The organism is Glutamicibacter sp. 2E12, from assembly GCF_050030965.1.
Classification (GTDB): domain Bacteria; phylum Actinomycetota; class Actinomycetes; order Actinomycetales; family Micrococcaceae; genus Glutamicibacter.
Window position 1 is genome coordinate 3,431,320 of sequence record NZ_CP188297.1, and the last position, 12,577, is coordinate 3,443,896.

Consider the following 12,577-nt stretch of genomic DNA (forward strand, 5'->3'; position numbering starts at 1 on the left):
GATACGGCCAACTGGTGGCCGCCAAGGAGACTAGAATGAAAAAGCTCTTGTGGGTTTCGATTGGAGTGGGCGTTGGCGTGCTCGCGTCCAAGAAATACGCTGAAGTTTCATCCGGGGCGGCGCTAAACCGCCAGGTCGGCAAGTACACCGACCGCGCCTCGGAATATTGGGAAGCCTTCCGCCAAGGAATGAGCTCCCGCGAAGAAGAATTACGTTCCGCCTTGGGCGTGGACGCCGCTAAGTGAAGGGATCATCCGTAACACGATGAAAACGCAGGAAATTGCCCGTCGTTGGATCGACTTTTTCGTCTCGAAGGGCCATACGGCGGTACCTAGTGCCTCGCTGGTCTCGGCCGACCCTTCGCTGTTGTTCACGGTGGCCGGCATGGTCCCGTTCATCCCTTACCTCACCGCGCGCGAAGAACCCCCGTACTCCCGTGCGACCTCCGTGCAGAAGTGCATCCGCACCGGCGATATCGAAGAAGTGGGCAAGACCGCGCGTCACGGCACCTTCTTCCAGATGTGCGGCAACTTCTCCTTCGGCGACTACTTCAAGAACGAAGCCATCCACTTCGCCTGGGAGCTGCTGACCAGCTCCGTCGAAGACGGAGGCTACGGCCTGGACAAGGAACGCCTGTGGGTCACCGTCTACGAAGACGGAGACGAGAAGGATCTTGAAGCCCGCCGCATCTGGGAAGAAGAGATCGGCGTGCCTACCGAGCGCGTTGTAGGCACCGGCAAGGAAGACAACTACTGGAATACCGGCCAGCCCGGCCCCGGCGGTCCATGCTCCGAGATCTACTACGACCGCGGCCCCGCCTACGGTGTCGAGGGCGGCCCAGCGGTCGACGAGACCCGCTACGTGGAAATCTGGAACCTCGTGTTCATGCAGTACCGACTCTCCGCGGTACGTTCCAAGACCGACTTCGATGTGGCCGGCGAACTGCCCAAGCGCAACATCGATACCGGCCTGGGCCTGGAACGACTAGCCATGATCCTGCAGGGCGTCGAGAACATGTACGAGACCGACCAGGTCCGTCCGGTGCTCGACAAGGCCGCCGAGCTTGCCGGCGTCACCTACACCTCCACCGAGGATCCAGCCGACCCGAACCACGCCACCGACGTGCGCCTGCGCATGATCGCTGACCACATCCGCTCCTCGCTGATGCTGATCTCCGACCAGGTCACCCCGGGCAATGAAGGCCGCGGCTATGTGCTGCGCCGGCTGATCCGCCGCGCTGTGCGCGCAATGCGCCTGATGGGCGTGGACACCGAGGTGCTCCCCGAGCTGCTCCCGGTATCGCGCGACGCCATGAAGGGCGTCTACCCCGAGGTGGAGGCCGATTTCGAGCGCATTGCCCGCATCGCCTACGCCGAAGAGCGCGCTTTCCGCCGCACCATCGCTTCGGGCACCACCCGCCTGGACGAGGCACTGGGCCACGCCAAGGAGGAAGGCAAGAACCTCTCCGGCGATGACGCCTTCACCCTGCACGACACCTTCGGCTTCCCGATCGACCTCACCTTGGAGATCGCCGCCGAAGCAGGCCTGTCCGTAGACGAGTCGCGTTTCCGCGAACTGATGAACGAGCAGCGCACCCGCGCCCAGAAGGACGCCAAGGCCAAGAAGGCCGGCCACGCCGACCTGTCGGTGTACACCCAGCTGGCCGAGGCCGGCAACGTGCACTTCACCGGCTATGACACCCTCGAAGGCGAATCCTCCATCCGCGGCATCATCCGCGATGGCCAGGTTGTGCCATTCGCCGAGCAGGGCCAGGAAATCGACCTGGTGCTCAACGAAACCCCGTTCTATGCCGAGTCCGGCGGCCAGGCGGGCGACAGCGGCCTGATCACCGGCGACGGCTTCGTGCTGGAAGTCACCGACGTGCAGGCCCCGGTCAAGGGCCTGAACGTGCACAAGGTCATCGTGCGCGAAGGCGAATTGCCAGCCGAGGCACTGGTGCGCACCCAGGTCGACGCGGTGCGCCGCCGCTCCGGCGAGCAGGCGCACTCCGCCACCCACCTGGTGCACGCCGCGCTGCGCGAACTGCTTGGCCCAACGGCCACCCAGGCCGGTTCCTTCAACAAGGCCGGCTACCTGCGCTTCGACTTCTCCTGGGCCGAGGCGCTCTCCGCCGGGGCACGCAGCGAAGTCGAGGAGGTAGTGAACCTGGCCATCGCCTCGAACTACCAGGTCGTCACCAATGAGATGGCGCTGTCCGAGGCGAAGAAGCTGGGCGCCATGAGCCTGTTCGGGGAGAAGTACTCCAACGACGTGCGCGTGGTCGAGATGAACGGCGACTGGTCGCGCGAGCTGTGCGGCGGTACCCACGTGGACACCACCGCGCGCATCGGCCAGCTGACCTTGCTCTCGGAGGCTTCGGTCGGTTCGGGCAATCGCCGCGTCGAGGCCCTGGTCGGCATGGAAGCCTTCCGCCACGGAGCCGCCGAGCGCGCCCTGGTTTCCGAGCTCTCGGGCCTGTTCCGCGTTCCATCCAGCCAGGTGTCCGAGCGCGTCAACGACACCGTTGCCAAGCTGAAGGCCGCCGAGAAGCAGATCGCCGAGCTCAAGAGCCAGGCCATGCTGGCCCAGTCCGCAGCGCTGCTGCAGAAGGTCGCCACCATCGGCAGCACCCGACTGCTGGCCCACAACGCCGGGCAGATCGACTCGGCTGACGCCCTGCGCACCATGGCACTGGACCTGCGCGCCAAGCTGGGTTCCGAAGCCGCAGTCATCGTGCTGATCGGCGTGGCCAACGGCCGCCCGCTGGTGCTGGCTGTAACCAACGACGAGGCCCGCGCCAACGGCTTCAAGGCCGGCGCGCTGGTGCGCACCGCTACCGGCGTGCTCGGCGGCGGAGGCGGCGGCAAGGACGATATGGCACAGGGCGGTGGCCAGGACGCATCGAAGATCGATGACGCACTGGCTGCAATCCAGGCGGCACTGGCCAATGGCTAATGCCGCTCTCGGCGTCGACGTGGGCCTGGCCCGCGTCGGCGTCGCCGCATCTGATCCCTCCGGAATCCTCGCCACTCCGGTGATGACCCTGCGCCGGGATGCGAAGAAGAACTCGGATCTGCGGATGCTTCTGCGCATCATTGCCGATCGCGGCGTCACCGAGGTATTCATCGGGGAGCCGAAATCACTGGCTGGCAACGCGACCGAATCCACTAAAATGGCACGTGACTACGCGATTGCCTTGGCCCAGGAAGCTGCAAGCGCTAATATCGAGCTTGAGGTTTTCATGGTCGACGAACGCCTGAGCACCGTGAACGCGCATCGCTCGTTGCACGCCTCGGGCAAGAAGATGGAAGATCACCGCAAGGTGGTCGACCAGGTCGCGGCCACTGAGATCTTGCAGCAAGTGCTGGAAATGCGACGCAACAATGTGCGCGTACAAGCCAGCCGGATTGTGCTGCGCTAGCCCACAACCGCTAGGGCACCACAAAGACCCGAGAGATGAGAGTTGATGCGAGAAGAAGCCCGCCATGAACGGCAACGCGAAACGCATCGCGCGCTATACGAACGCTTTGCCGCCGGCACTGGCTTGCCGATCGAACAACCCTCAGAACCGGAACTGACCGGCACCGGGCATTACCGCCAATCGCTGGCGGCGGCCGAGGACAGCTGGCAGGAGCCCGCAGACCAGGAAGCTCCGGACGGGGGAGGAACCGACACCAGGTTCCTCCCCGCCCAGGCAGCCGCCGCCTCCGATGCGCCAGCATTTGCCGGGCACGAGGATGCCGCCCAGGAGCACTACCCGCACGAGGCCGACGCCGCGCAGCAGGCCGCGGTGCTCAGCAGCGATCCCCACGATGACCAAACTGCCCAGGCCGCCGCCGGCAAGGCCCAGCGGCGCAAGCGCACCAAGCGTAAGCGCAACCTGGTCATGCTGGCCACCGCGCTGATCTTCGCACTGGTGGTCGCCGGCTCGGTCTACTTCGTCAAGTCCGTGCTCAAGCAGTTCAACCCGGACGACTATCCAGGCCCAGGCGGCGCCGCGGTGGAATTCACCGTGGAAGATGGCTGGGGCTTGAAGATCATTTCGCGCAAGCTCGAGGAGCTCGATGTCGTCTCCAGCGACGGCCTGTTCACCGACGCCGTCGCGGACTCCGAAGCGCAGAGCAAGCTGATCCACCCCGGTACCTACCTGCTCAAGAAGCAGATGCCAGCGGCCGACGCGGCAGATATCCTCGTGAACCAGCGTCCGGACAAGGTCTTCTACATCGGGCTGAAGGCCAATATGCGCCTGGACGCGGCGATCAAGGAGATTGCCAAGGGCTCGGGCCTGGCGGAAAAGGATCTGCAGGAGCTGGCCAAGAAGCCGCAGCAATTCGGCCTGCCTGCCTCGGTGCCGAGCCTCGAAGGCTGGCTGCACCCGGGGGAGTACCGCTTCCCGCTGAACGCCGACGCCGAAGAAGTCCTGGGCGAACTGGTCAAGGCCACCAAGGCTTCCCTGGAGCAGGCCGGTATCACCGACCTCGAAGAGGGCTACCGCACCCTGAAGGTCGCCTCGATCCTGCAGGCCGAGGCACGCACCCCGGACTACGCCACGGTCGCCGGCGCGATCGAGAACCGCCTGGACCCGGGCAACCGCGAAACCCACGGGCTGCTGCAGGTCGACTCCTCGGTGATCTACGGGCTGGACCGCTACTCGCTGCAGTTCAGCGCCCAGGAGAAGCAGGACGCGTCGAACAAGTACAACACCTATGTGCACACCGGCCTGCCGCCAACCCCCTTGGGCTCGCCGGCGAATTCCGCGATCGAGGCTGCTGCCCATCCGGAAAGCAACGGCTACTACTACTGGGTGACGGTCAACATCGAAACCGGTGAAACCAAATTCGCCTCGACCTACGCTGAGCACCGGCAGAACCAGGCAGAATTCCGCGCCTGGTGCAACCAGAATCCAGGAGTCTGCTAGCGCGGATTCCCGTGCTTGCCAGCCGCACTGCTGCCGCTGTGCGGGCAGCCACAAGCAGAAAGTCCATGAAGCCATGAAGCAGGCAGCCGTTCTCGGCCACCCCATCAGCCACTCCAAGTCGCCGGTGCTGCACCGCGCCGCCTACCAGCTGCTCGGCGTGCCGATCAGCTACAGCGCGATCGATCTGGAACCGGGGGATGCTGCCGGGCACGCGGCCGAGCTGCGCGCAGGAAACTGGGCGGGCTGCTCGGTCACCATGCCGCTGAAGGATGCGTTCGTGCCGCAGATGGATGAGCTGTCCGCCCGCGTGCAACGCCTTGGTGCGCTGAACACCGTGGTGGTCCGCGAAGACGGCACCCTCTACGGGGAAAACACCGACATCGACGGCCTGGTCCAGGCCCTGGTGGATTTCGGGCTCGCCCGCAGCGCGCAAGCGATGGTCCTGGGTTCGGGCAACACCGCGCTGGCCGCCATCGAGGCCGCCGCAGAAGTCGGCGCCCGGCAGCTGACGCTGGTGGTGCGCGCAGCCTCCCGTGCCACCCGCGCCGTCGAATTGGCCCGCGAGCTCGGGATGGAAACGTCCGTCCACGAGATTTCGGGCATCGGCCAGGAGCTGGCCGCCACGCTCAACGAGATTCCGCTGGTCTTCTCCACCCTGCCGCCGCACGCGGCCGATGACTGGGTGCCGGCGATCGGCGCAGGCACCGGAATCCTGCTGGATGTCGCCTACGATCCGTGGCCTTCGGCCTTGGCCCAGGCCTGGCAGGGAACCGTGATCAGCGGGCTGCATATGCTGGTGCACCAGGCGGTGGAACAAGTGCGGCTCTTCAGCGCCGGTGCATGGGAGGAATCGCGTCGCATGGACGTCACAAATGCGATGTATGACTCTTTGGGTCTGGCCCGACACCAGTAATCAGTTCGTGCCATGGCAAAATAGATGACATGTTGCGTTGGTTGACCGCGGGCGAATCGCATGGCCCGGCACTTGTTGGAATTCTCGAAGGACTACCCGCCGGAGTATCGGTGGATAGCGAAGCAGTGCGAGAGGCACTGGCGCGCCGACGCCTCGGCTATGGCCGCGGCGCGCGCATGAAGTTTGAAAAGGACCAGGTCACCTTCCTTGGCGGTGTCCGCCATGGCAAGACCCAGGGCGGCCCGGTAGCCATTGAAATCGGCAATACCGAATGGCCCAAGTGGGAACGCGTGATGAACGCGGATCCGGTGGACCTGGATGAACTGGCTTCGATGGCGCGCAATGCGCCACTGACCCGGCCGCGTCCGGGGCACGCCGATTTCACCGGCATGCAGAAGTACGGCTTCGAGGACGCCCGCCCGATCCTGGAGCGCGCCAGCGCCCGCGAGACCGCGGCCCGTGTCGCCTTGGGCACCGTGGCTTCCCGTTTCCTGAACGACTTGGGCATCCAGCTCGTTTCGCACACCACCGCCGTCGGCTCCGTGGCTGCCCCAGCCGATGCGCCGCTTCCCACGGCCGCCGACGTTGCGGCGCTGGATAACGACCCGCTGCGCTGCTTCCACCAGGAAACCAGCGAGGCGATGGTCGCCGAAGTCGATGACGCGCACAAGGCAGGGGAGACCCTGGGCGGCGTCGTCGAGGTCCTGGCCTACAACCTGCCTCCGGGCATCGGCTCCTACGTGCACTGGGACCGCCGCCTGGACGCACGCCTGGCCGCGGCCCTGATGGGCATCCAGGCAATCAAGGGCGTGGAGGTCGGCGACGGCTTCGCCACGGCCGCCCGTCGCGGCTCGGCCGCCCACGACGAGATCGTGCACGCCGAAGACGGCAGCATCAAGCGCGACTCGAACCGCGCCGGCGGCATCGAGGGCGGCATGAGCATCGGCGAGGTGCTGCGCGTGCGCGCCGGCATGAAGCCGATCGCCACCGTGCCCCGCGCCCTGCGCACCGTGGACACCGCCACCGGCGAGGACACCACCGCGCACCACCAGCGTTCGGATGTCTGTGCGGTGCCGGCAGCCGGCGTCGTGGCAGAAGCAATGGTCGCCCTGGTGCTCGCCCAGTCCCTGCTGGAGAAGTTCGGCGGCGACTCGGTGGCCGAAACCAAGCGCAATATCGAGTCCTACTTGGCGAACATCCCGGGCAACCTGGGTTCGACCGGCGTCTAGGAAGCGCGCTTCAATGATCTACCTCATTGGTCCGATGGCCAGTGGCAAGTCCACCGTGGGCAAGTCACTGGCCACGGCCCTTTCTACGAGCTTTGCGGATTCGGACGCGGCCATCGTCGCCCACCATGGAACCATCGCGCAGATCTTCGCCGAGCACGGCGAAGCGCATTTCCGCGACCTGGAAGTCCAGGCGCTGTGCCGGCTGCGTACCGGCGTGGTCGCCACCGGGGGAGGCGCAGTGCTGCGCGAAGAGAACCAGCAGCTGCTTTCGCGCGGGACGGTGATCTACCTGGAGCTGGGTGAACAGGCCGCCGCCGAGCGCATCAAGGGCGACGGGCACCGCCCGCTGCTGGCTGGTGACCAAGCCCTCAACAGCTGGATCTCCGTTTACGAAAAACGCCGCCCCATCTACGAAATGCTCGCTGACGTGCACGTTCTGGTGGATGGAAAGTCCGTTCCGCAAATTATCGACGAGCTTTTGCCGCAGCTGGAAGCGCTGTGATTAGCCTCACGAGATGCAACTTCTGGCCGAACGCACGCGTACGCTAGAAAAATCACCACCATCAGGAGGAACTAGACTGATGCCTATCGCACCGACCACTCTGAAGGTCACCGGAAGCACCCCAGGGGAGTCATACCCTGTCATGGTCGGCAACGGCCTGCTGGGCCACTTGCCCGAACTGCTTGGCCCCGCGGTCAAGAAGGTCCTGGTCATCCACCCGCGGGCCCTGCGCGCCACCGGCGACGTCGTGCGCGACGAGCTGGCGAAGTCCGGCCTGGAAGCATTGACCGCAGAGATTCCGGACGCCGAAGAGGGCAAGCACATCCAAGTCGCCTCCTTCTGCTGGGAAGTGCTGGGCAAGAACGATTTCACCCGTTCCGATGCCGTGATCTCCGTGGGCGGCGGCGCCGTCACCGACGTCGCTGGTTTTGTCGCAGCCACCTGGCTGCGCGGCGTGAAGGTCATCCATATCCCTACCTCGCTGCTGGCCATGGTCGACGCTGCCGTAGGCGGCAAGACCGGGATCAACACCGCCGAAGGCAAGAACCTGGTTGGCGCCTTCCACCCGCCAGCAGGCGTGCTCGCCGATCTGGACGCGCTGGCCACCTTGCCGAAGAACGAGCTGGTGACCGGCATGGCCGAGATCGTCAAGTGCGGATTCATCGCCGACGAGCGCATCCTGGAACTGATCGAAGAAGATCCGGCCGATGCCATCGACCCGGCCAGCGACCGCTTGCGCGAACTGGTCGAGCGCACCATCGCGGTGAAGGTCGACGTGGTTTCCCGCGACCTGAAGGAAGCCGGCGACCGCGAATTCCTGAACTACGGCCACACCCTGGCCCACGCCATCGAGCTGTCCGAACGCTACCAGATGCGCCATGGTGCCGCCGTGTCCATCGGGCTGGCCTTCGCCGCCGAATTGGGCCGCTCGGTAGGGTACACCTCCGACGCGGTGGCCGATCGCCACGTCGCGATCCTCAAGTCCCTTGGCCTGCCGACCACCTACCGCAATGACCGCTGGGCTGCACTGCTCGATGGCATGAAGCGCGACAAGAAGGCCCGCGGCAGCCAGCTGCGCTTCGTCGTGCTGGAAGAAATCGGCAAGCCGCGCATCTACGAAGTCCCCGATAACTCGCTGCTCTTCGCCGCCTACCAGGAAATCGGGGAGTAACTACATGGTCGACTACACCGCATACGCCATTGACGTCGCATCGGTAAACCGCGAAGGTGTCGGCACCGCCGTAGAGGGCGTGCTGATCGACCCCCAAACGCTGAAGCCCTACATCGCCGACGAGGCCGCGGCCGAGCAGCAGCTGCTGGTCGGTTCCCCTACCGACCAGGTCATGGTGCTGCTGGCGCGTGGCGAGCTGGTGAAAGCCGGCGAGCTGATCGCTGAATCGCGTTTCGTGGATCCAACCAACGCCCACCTGCGCGTGCTGGACACCGAGCTGACCCGCATGCAGGGCGACTTCGATCGCGCGATCAACCGACTGCGCAAGCTGGCCGAGGAATTCGCCGGCACCGCATACGAGCCGCTGATCCACCACCACGCTGGCCTGTCCTTCTTCGCGAAGGGCGATTTCAAGGCGGCGGCAACCCGTTTCCGCAAGGCCCTGGATCTGCGCATCGCGCTGGACGACGACGCGTACCTGGTCAACGCCGCAAGCACCTGCATGCAAATTGCCGAGGAGCGCGCCGCGCAGTAATGCGCGCCACCGTGTGAAACCCTTTGTACCGCATGGTGCGTAGGGTAAACTTGGAGATGGATTTTTGATAATGCCGGCGCTAGCTGGCGAAAATAGAGGATTGAGGAACCGTGGCGGATACAACTGACATCAAGAATGGACAGGTCATCAAGATCGATGGCCAGCTTTGGACCATCATTGACTTCCAGCACGTCAAGCCAGGCAAGGGCGGCGCATTCGTTCGCACCAAGATGCGCAACGTCATGTCCGGGAAGGTCTTGGACAAGACCTACAACGCTGGCACCAAGATCGAGCTGGCCACCGTTGACCGCCGCGACTACCAGTACCTCTACCAGGATGGTGAAGACTACGTCTTCATGAACCTGGAAGATTACGACCAGATCACCGTGTCCGGCACCACCGTTGGCGATGCAGCAGGCTTCCTGCTGGAGAACCAGGAACTGACCATCGCCATGTACGATGGCAGCCCGCTGTACCTGGAACTGCCAGCTTCGGTCATCCTGGAAATCACCTACACCGAGCCAGGCCTGCAGGGCGACCGCTCGTCGGCTGGCACCAAGCCGGCAACCCTGGAAACCGGCAAGGAAATCCAGGTTCCGCTGTTCGTTGAGCAGAACACCAAGGTCAAGGTCGACACCCGCACCGGCGACTACCTGGGTCGTGTCAACTAGTGAGAGCCCGCGCCAAAGCCCGTCGCCGAGCTCTTGAGTTCCTGTTCGAAGCCGAAGCCCGCGATGTCAATCCGCTGGCCGTAGCCATCGCACGACGGGAAAACTCGGATATCGTACTCAACGAGTACTCGCTGACGATCATCGAAGGCGTTACCGCACACCTGGACCGCATTGACGAAGTTCTCGAGAGCTACGTCAAGGACTGGACCATCGAGCGCATGCCAGCGGTTGACCGCAGCGCACTGCGCATCGGCGTGTGGGAGCTGCTTTACAACGATGACGTTCCCGATGCAGTAGCCGTGGCTGAAGCCGTGGTGAACGTCCGGGAATTGTCCACCGATGAATCGCCGGAGTTCGTCAATGGCGTTTTGGGTCGCATCCAGAGCGTCAAGGACACCCTGGTCGACTAATTCGATCCTCATCATTCCGAGCCCGGGCCGGAACCCCTTTCATGGGGTTCCGGCCCGGGCTTTTTTTTTGCGTTAAGCCGTTGCCTGTCGCGGCTCGGCCCCGGGCAGGATCACGGCGAAGCAGGCGGAGCGGGCTACCTGCACGGCGACCTGCTGGCCACGGGCTCGAATGCCGGGGGCTGGATGCTTTGCTGCTGTCCAGGCGCTCGGTCCTGCCATCCACGCTCGGACTGCTTGTCCTGCCGCACCATCCGGGTGAAGGGAGCGGGTCTGGCGTACCTGGATCTCCCGGGCTGATCCGGCGGGCTGGAACTCGGGTCCGCCGGGATCCGAGTTCGACGGAGCGGCGCAAATCCTGCACGAGCAGTACGCGCGGCATAGCGGGCCTGCAGATCTGCTGCGCGAATGCCTTGCCCGGACGCGCGGGCCGATCATGCACGAGGAATCCCGGGCCCACGCCACTTCGCGGGTGTGTCGATCGCAACACATCTGCGCGCGGGGCCAAGGCCAAGCGCAGGGATCTGCGTGGTTCTGCCGGTCGCATGAAGCCGCCGGCCGATCGCTGTGACCGATCCCATGCCCTATTCAGTGTCATGCATAGGTTTCCGCTAGGGAATCAGCTCCCGCTCGTGATAATTTGAGTTAGCAATATTCCTTTAAATCCCGTCCCGTGAGGCGGAGAAGGGAGAGGTGCACAGCATGAATGAAAATTCAGTGCCAGATGCTGCCCGCACGGTATTAACCGGCGACGACATCGAACGTGTACTCACTCGCGTAGCCTTCGAGATCATCGAGGCCAACAAGGGCACCGACGATCTGGTGCTCCTGGGCATTCCCAGCCGGGGTTTCCCGCTGGCACAGCGGCTGGCAGCCCGAATCGCGGCCACCGCCCCGGGCAACCTGGACCCGGCATCCCTGGTAGGCCAGCTCGACATCACCATGTACCGTGATGATCTGCGCCACTCCACCACCCGTACCCCGTCGCCGACGCGCCTGCCAGCAGGCGGCATCGAAGGCAAGGTCGTGGTCCTGGTTGACGACGTCCTGTACTCCGGACGCACCATCCGCGCCGCCCTGGATGCCCTGGCAGACTGGGGCCGCCCCCGCATCGTGCGGCTGGCCGTCCTGGTTGACCGCGGGCATCGGGAACTGCCGATCCGCGCCGATCATGTGGGCAAGAACCTGCCGACAGCCAAGAGCGAAAAGGTGCGCGTGCACTTGGCGGAAATCGATGGGAAAAACGAAGTCGTGATCGAGGGCGCCGCGTGAAACACCTGCTATCCACCGCGGACCTGACCCGCGAAGAAGCCATCGCCATCCTTGATATTGCCGAAGAGATGCGCGAGTCCTCGACCCGTGCCATCAAGAAGCTTCCGGCCCTGCGCGGTCGCACCGTGGTGAACCTCTTCTTCGAGGACTCCACCCGCACCCGGATTTCCTTCGAAGCCGCCGCCAAGCGATTGAGCGCCGACGTCATCAATTTCTCGGCCAAGGGCTCGAGCGTTTCCAAGGGCGAGTCCCTGAAGGATACCGCCCAGACCCTGCTGGCCATTGGTGCCGACGCAGTGGTCATCCGCCACCCGGATTCCGGCGCCCCGGCCCGGCTAGCGGCCACGGACTGGATTGGCCTGCCCATCGTCAATGCAGGCGACGGCACGCACGAGCATCCCACCCAGGCGCTGCTGGACGCATTCACCCTGCGCCGCCAGGTGGCATTGCGCGATGGCACCAGCCCGGCAGGCCGCGGCCTGGACGGACTGAAGGTCGCGATCGTCGGGGATATCCTGCATTCGCGCGTGGCCCGCTCCAACCTGTGGCTGCTGAACACCCTCGGTGCCGAAGTGACGATGGTGGCCCCTCCGACCCTGCTGCCTTTCGGCGCCGGCTCCTGGCCCTGCGCCATCAGCTACGACCTGGACGCAGTGATCGCCTCGGGCGTTGACGCGCTGATGATGCTGCGCGTGCAGGGCGAGCGGATGAACGCCGCCTACTTCCCGAACCCCCGCGAATACTCGCGCTACTGGGGACTGGACGATGCGCGCCTGGCGCAATTGGACGCCTCGGGCGCCGAAACCCTGATCATGCACCCGGGCCCGATGAACCGCGGCCTGGAAATCTCCTCGGCTGCCGCGGATTCGCCGCGCTCCACCGTGCTCGACCAGGTCACCAATGGCGTGGCCGTGCGCATGGCCAGCCTCTACATGCTCCTCTCCGGCGACCTGATCTGA

Annotated in this window: 14 protein-coding genes; 13 read left to right on the top strand and 1 reads right to left on the bottom strand. The window is 64.8% G+C overall.

Going from position 1 to position 12,577, the window contains the following annotated elements; all coding sequences use genetic code 11:
- Positions 1-35: 35 nt before the first annotated feature.
- From ACP3TE_RS16140 to nusB, 11 genes are all read left to right on the top strand, one after another.
- Positions 36-245, top strand: coding sequence for a hypothetical protein (locus ACP3TE_RS16140; protein WP_105658293.1), 210 nt, complete (start codon positions 36-38; stop codon positions 243-245).
- A gap of 19 nt (positions 246-264) precedes the next feature.
- Entirely contained in the window at positions 265-2,955 is a 2,691-nt protein-coding gene (gene alaS, locus ACP3TE_RS16145) for an alanine--tRNA ligase (RefSeq protein WP_426734251.1), read from the top strand.
- Positions 2,948-3,421 carry a Holliday junction resolvase RuvX gene (ruvX, locus tag ACP3TE_RS16150; protein ID WP_219844133.1) on the top strand — a complete coding sequence of 158 codons (474 nt, stop codon included), beginning with the start codon at positions 2,948-2,950 and terminating at the stop codon, positions 3,419-3,421. Before alaS ends, ruvX begins: the two co-directional genes overlap by 8 nt.
- 45 nt (positions 3,422-3,466) lie before the next feature.
- Positions 3,467-4,918 carry an endolytic transglycosylase MltG gene (gene mltG, locus ACP3TE_RS16155; RefSeq protein WP_426734253.1) on the top strand — a complete coding sequence of 484 codons (1,452 nt, stop codon included), beginning with the start codon at positions 3,467-3,469 and terminating at the stop codon, positions 4,916-4,918.
- Positions 4,919-4,991: 73 nt separating this feature from the next.
- Positions 4,992-5,831, top strand: coding sequence for a shikimate dehydrogenase family protein (locus ACP3TE_RS16160; RefSeq protein WP_426734255.1), 840 nt, complete (start codon positions 4,992-4,994; stop codon positions 5,829-5,831).
- 29 nt (positions 5,832-5,860) lie between these two features.
- Complete coding sequence (gene aroC / locus ACP3TE_RS16165) at positions 5,861-7,060, top strand: chorismate synthase (protein ID WP_426734257.1); 1,200 nt, start codon at positions 5,861-5,863, stop codon at positions 7,058-7,060.
- A 13-nt stretch (positions 7,061-7,073) separates the two neighbouring features.
- Entirely contained in the window at positions 7,074-7,562 is a 489-nt protein-coding gene (locus tag ACP3TE_RS16170; protein WP_105661294.1) for a shikimate kinase, read from the top strand.
- Positions 7,563-7,641: 79 nt separating this feature from the next.
- Positions 7,642-8,733 (top strand): 3-dehydroquinate synthase, encoded by a 1,092-nt coding sequence (gene aroB / locus ACP3TE_RS16175; RefSeq protein ID WP_105661293.1) that lies wholly within the window; start codon positions 7,642-7,644, stop codon positions 8,731-8,733.
- 4 nt (positions 8,734-8,737) lie between these two features.
- The gene (locus ACP3TE_RS16180; protein WP_105658301.1) at positions 8,738-9,268 is read left to right on the top strand and encodes a tetratricopeptide repeat protein; all 531 of its coding nucleotides are present in this window, start codon (positions 8,738-8,740) and stop codon (positions 9,266-9,268) included.
- Between the two features lie 110 nt (positions 9,269-9,378).
- Positions 9,379-9,939 carry an elongation factor P gene (efp, locus tag ACP3TE_RS16185; RefSeq protein ID WP_013349066.1) on the top strand — a complete coding sequence of 187 codons (561 nt, stop codon included), beginning with the start codon at positions 9,379-9,381 and terminating at the stop codon, positions 9,937-9,939.
- On the top strand, positions 9,939-10,349 hold the full coding sequence (gene nusB, locus ACP3TE_RS16190; RefSeq protein WP_105658302.1) for a transcription antitermination factor NusB: 411 nt from the start codon (positions 9,939-9,941) through the stop codon (positions 10,347-10,349). Before efp ends, nusB begins: the two co-directional genes overlap by 1 nt.
- Positions 10,350-10,421: 72 nt before the next feature.
- Here the strand turns inward: nusB and ACP3TE_RS16195 are convergent, their stop codons facing one another.
- Positions 10,422-10,568: a hypothetical protein gene (locus ACP3TE_RS16195; protein WP_181148996.1), complete on the bottom strand. Its 147-nt coding sequence runs from the start codon at positions 10,566-10,568 to the stop codon at positions 10,422-10,424.
- A 480-nt stretch (positions 10,569-11,048) separates the two neighbouring features.
- On the opposite strand from ACP3TE_RS16195, the gene pyrR reads away from it, so the two are divergent.
- Both pyrR and ACP3TE_RS16205 read left to right on the top strand, forming a co-directional pair.
- A complete protein-coding gene (gene pyrR, locus ACP3TE_RS16200) occupies positions 11,049-11,618 on the top strand; it encodes a bifunctional pyr operon transcriptional regulator/uracil phosphoribosyltransferase PyrR (RefSeq protein WP_105658359.1) in 570 nt (189 codons plus the stop codon).
- The gene (locus ACP3TE_RS16205; RefSeq protein ID WP_105658303.1) at positions 11,615-12,577 is read left to right on the top strand and encodes an aspartate carbamoyltransferase catalytic subunit; all 963 of its coding nucleotides are present in this window, start codon (positions 11,615-11,617) and stop codon (positions 12,575-12,577) included. Before pyrR ends, ACP3TE_RS16205 begins: the two co-directional genes overlap by 4 nt.

Excerpts from the sequence above, each read along its gene's own strand:
- ACP3TE_RS16140 (WP_105658293.1), top strand. The coding sequence starts at position 36 with ATGAAAAAGCTCTTGTGGGTTTCGATTGGAGTGGGCGTTGGCGTGCTC.
- alaS (WP_426734251.1), top strand. The coding sequence starts at position 265 with ATGAAAACGCAGGAAATTGCCCGTCGTTGGATCGACTTTTTCGTCTCG.
- ruvX (WP_219844133.1), top strand. The coding sequence starts at position 2,948 with ATGGCTAATGCCGCTCTCGGCGTCGACGTGGGCCTGGCCCGCGTCGGC.
- mltG (WP_426734253.1), top strand. The coding sequence starts at position 3,467 with ATGCGAGAAGAAGCCCGCCATGAACGGCAACGCGAAACGCATCGCGCG.
- ACP3TE_RS16160 (WP_426734255.1), top strand. The coding sequence starts at position 4,992 with ATGAAGCAGGCAGCCGTTCTCGGCCACCCCATCAGCCACTCCAAGTCG.
- aroC (WP_426734257.1), top strand. The coding sequence starts at position 5,861 with ATGTTGCGTTGGTTGACCGCGGGCGAATCGCATGGCCCGGCACTTGTT.
- ACP3TE_RS16170 (WP_105661294.1), top strand. The coding sequence starts at position 7,074 with ATGATCTACCTCATTGGTCCGATGGCCAGTGGCAAGTCCACCGTGGGC.
- aroB (WP_105661293.1), top strand. The coding sequence starts at position 7,642 with ATGCCTATCGCACCGACCACTCTGAAGGTCACCGGAAGCACCCCAGGG.
- ACP3TE_RS16180 (WP_105658301.1), top strand. The coding sequence starts at position 8,738 with ATGGTCGACTACACCGCATACGCCATTGACGTCGCATCGGTAAACCGC.
- ACP3TE_RS16195 (WP_181148996.1), bottom strand. The coding sequence starts at position 10,568 with ATGGCAGGACCGAGCGCCTGGACAGCAGCAAAGCATCCAGCCCCCGGC.
- pyrR (WP_105658359.1), top strand. The coding sequence starts at position 11,049 with ATGAATGAAAATTCAGTGCCAGATGCTGCCCGCACGGTATTAACCGGC.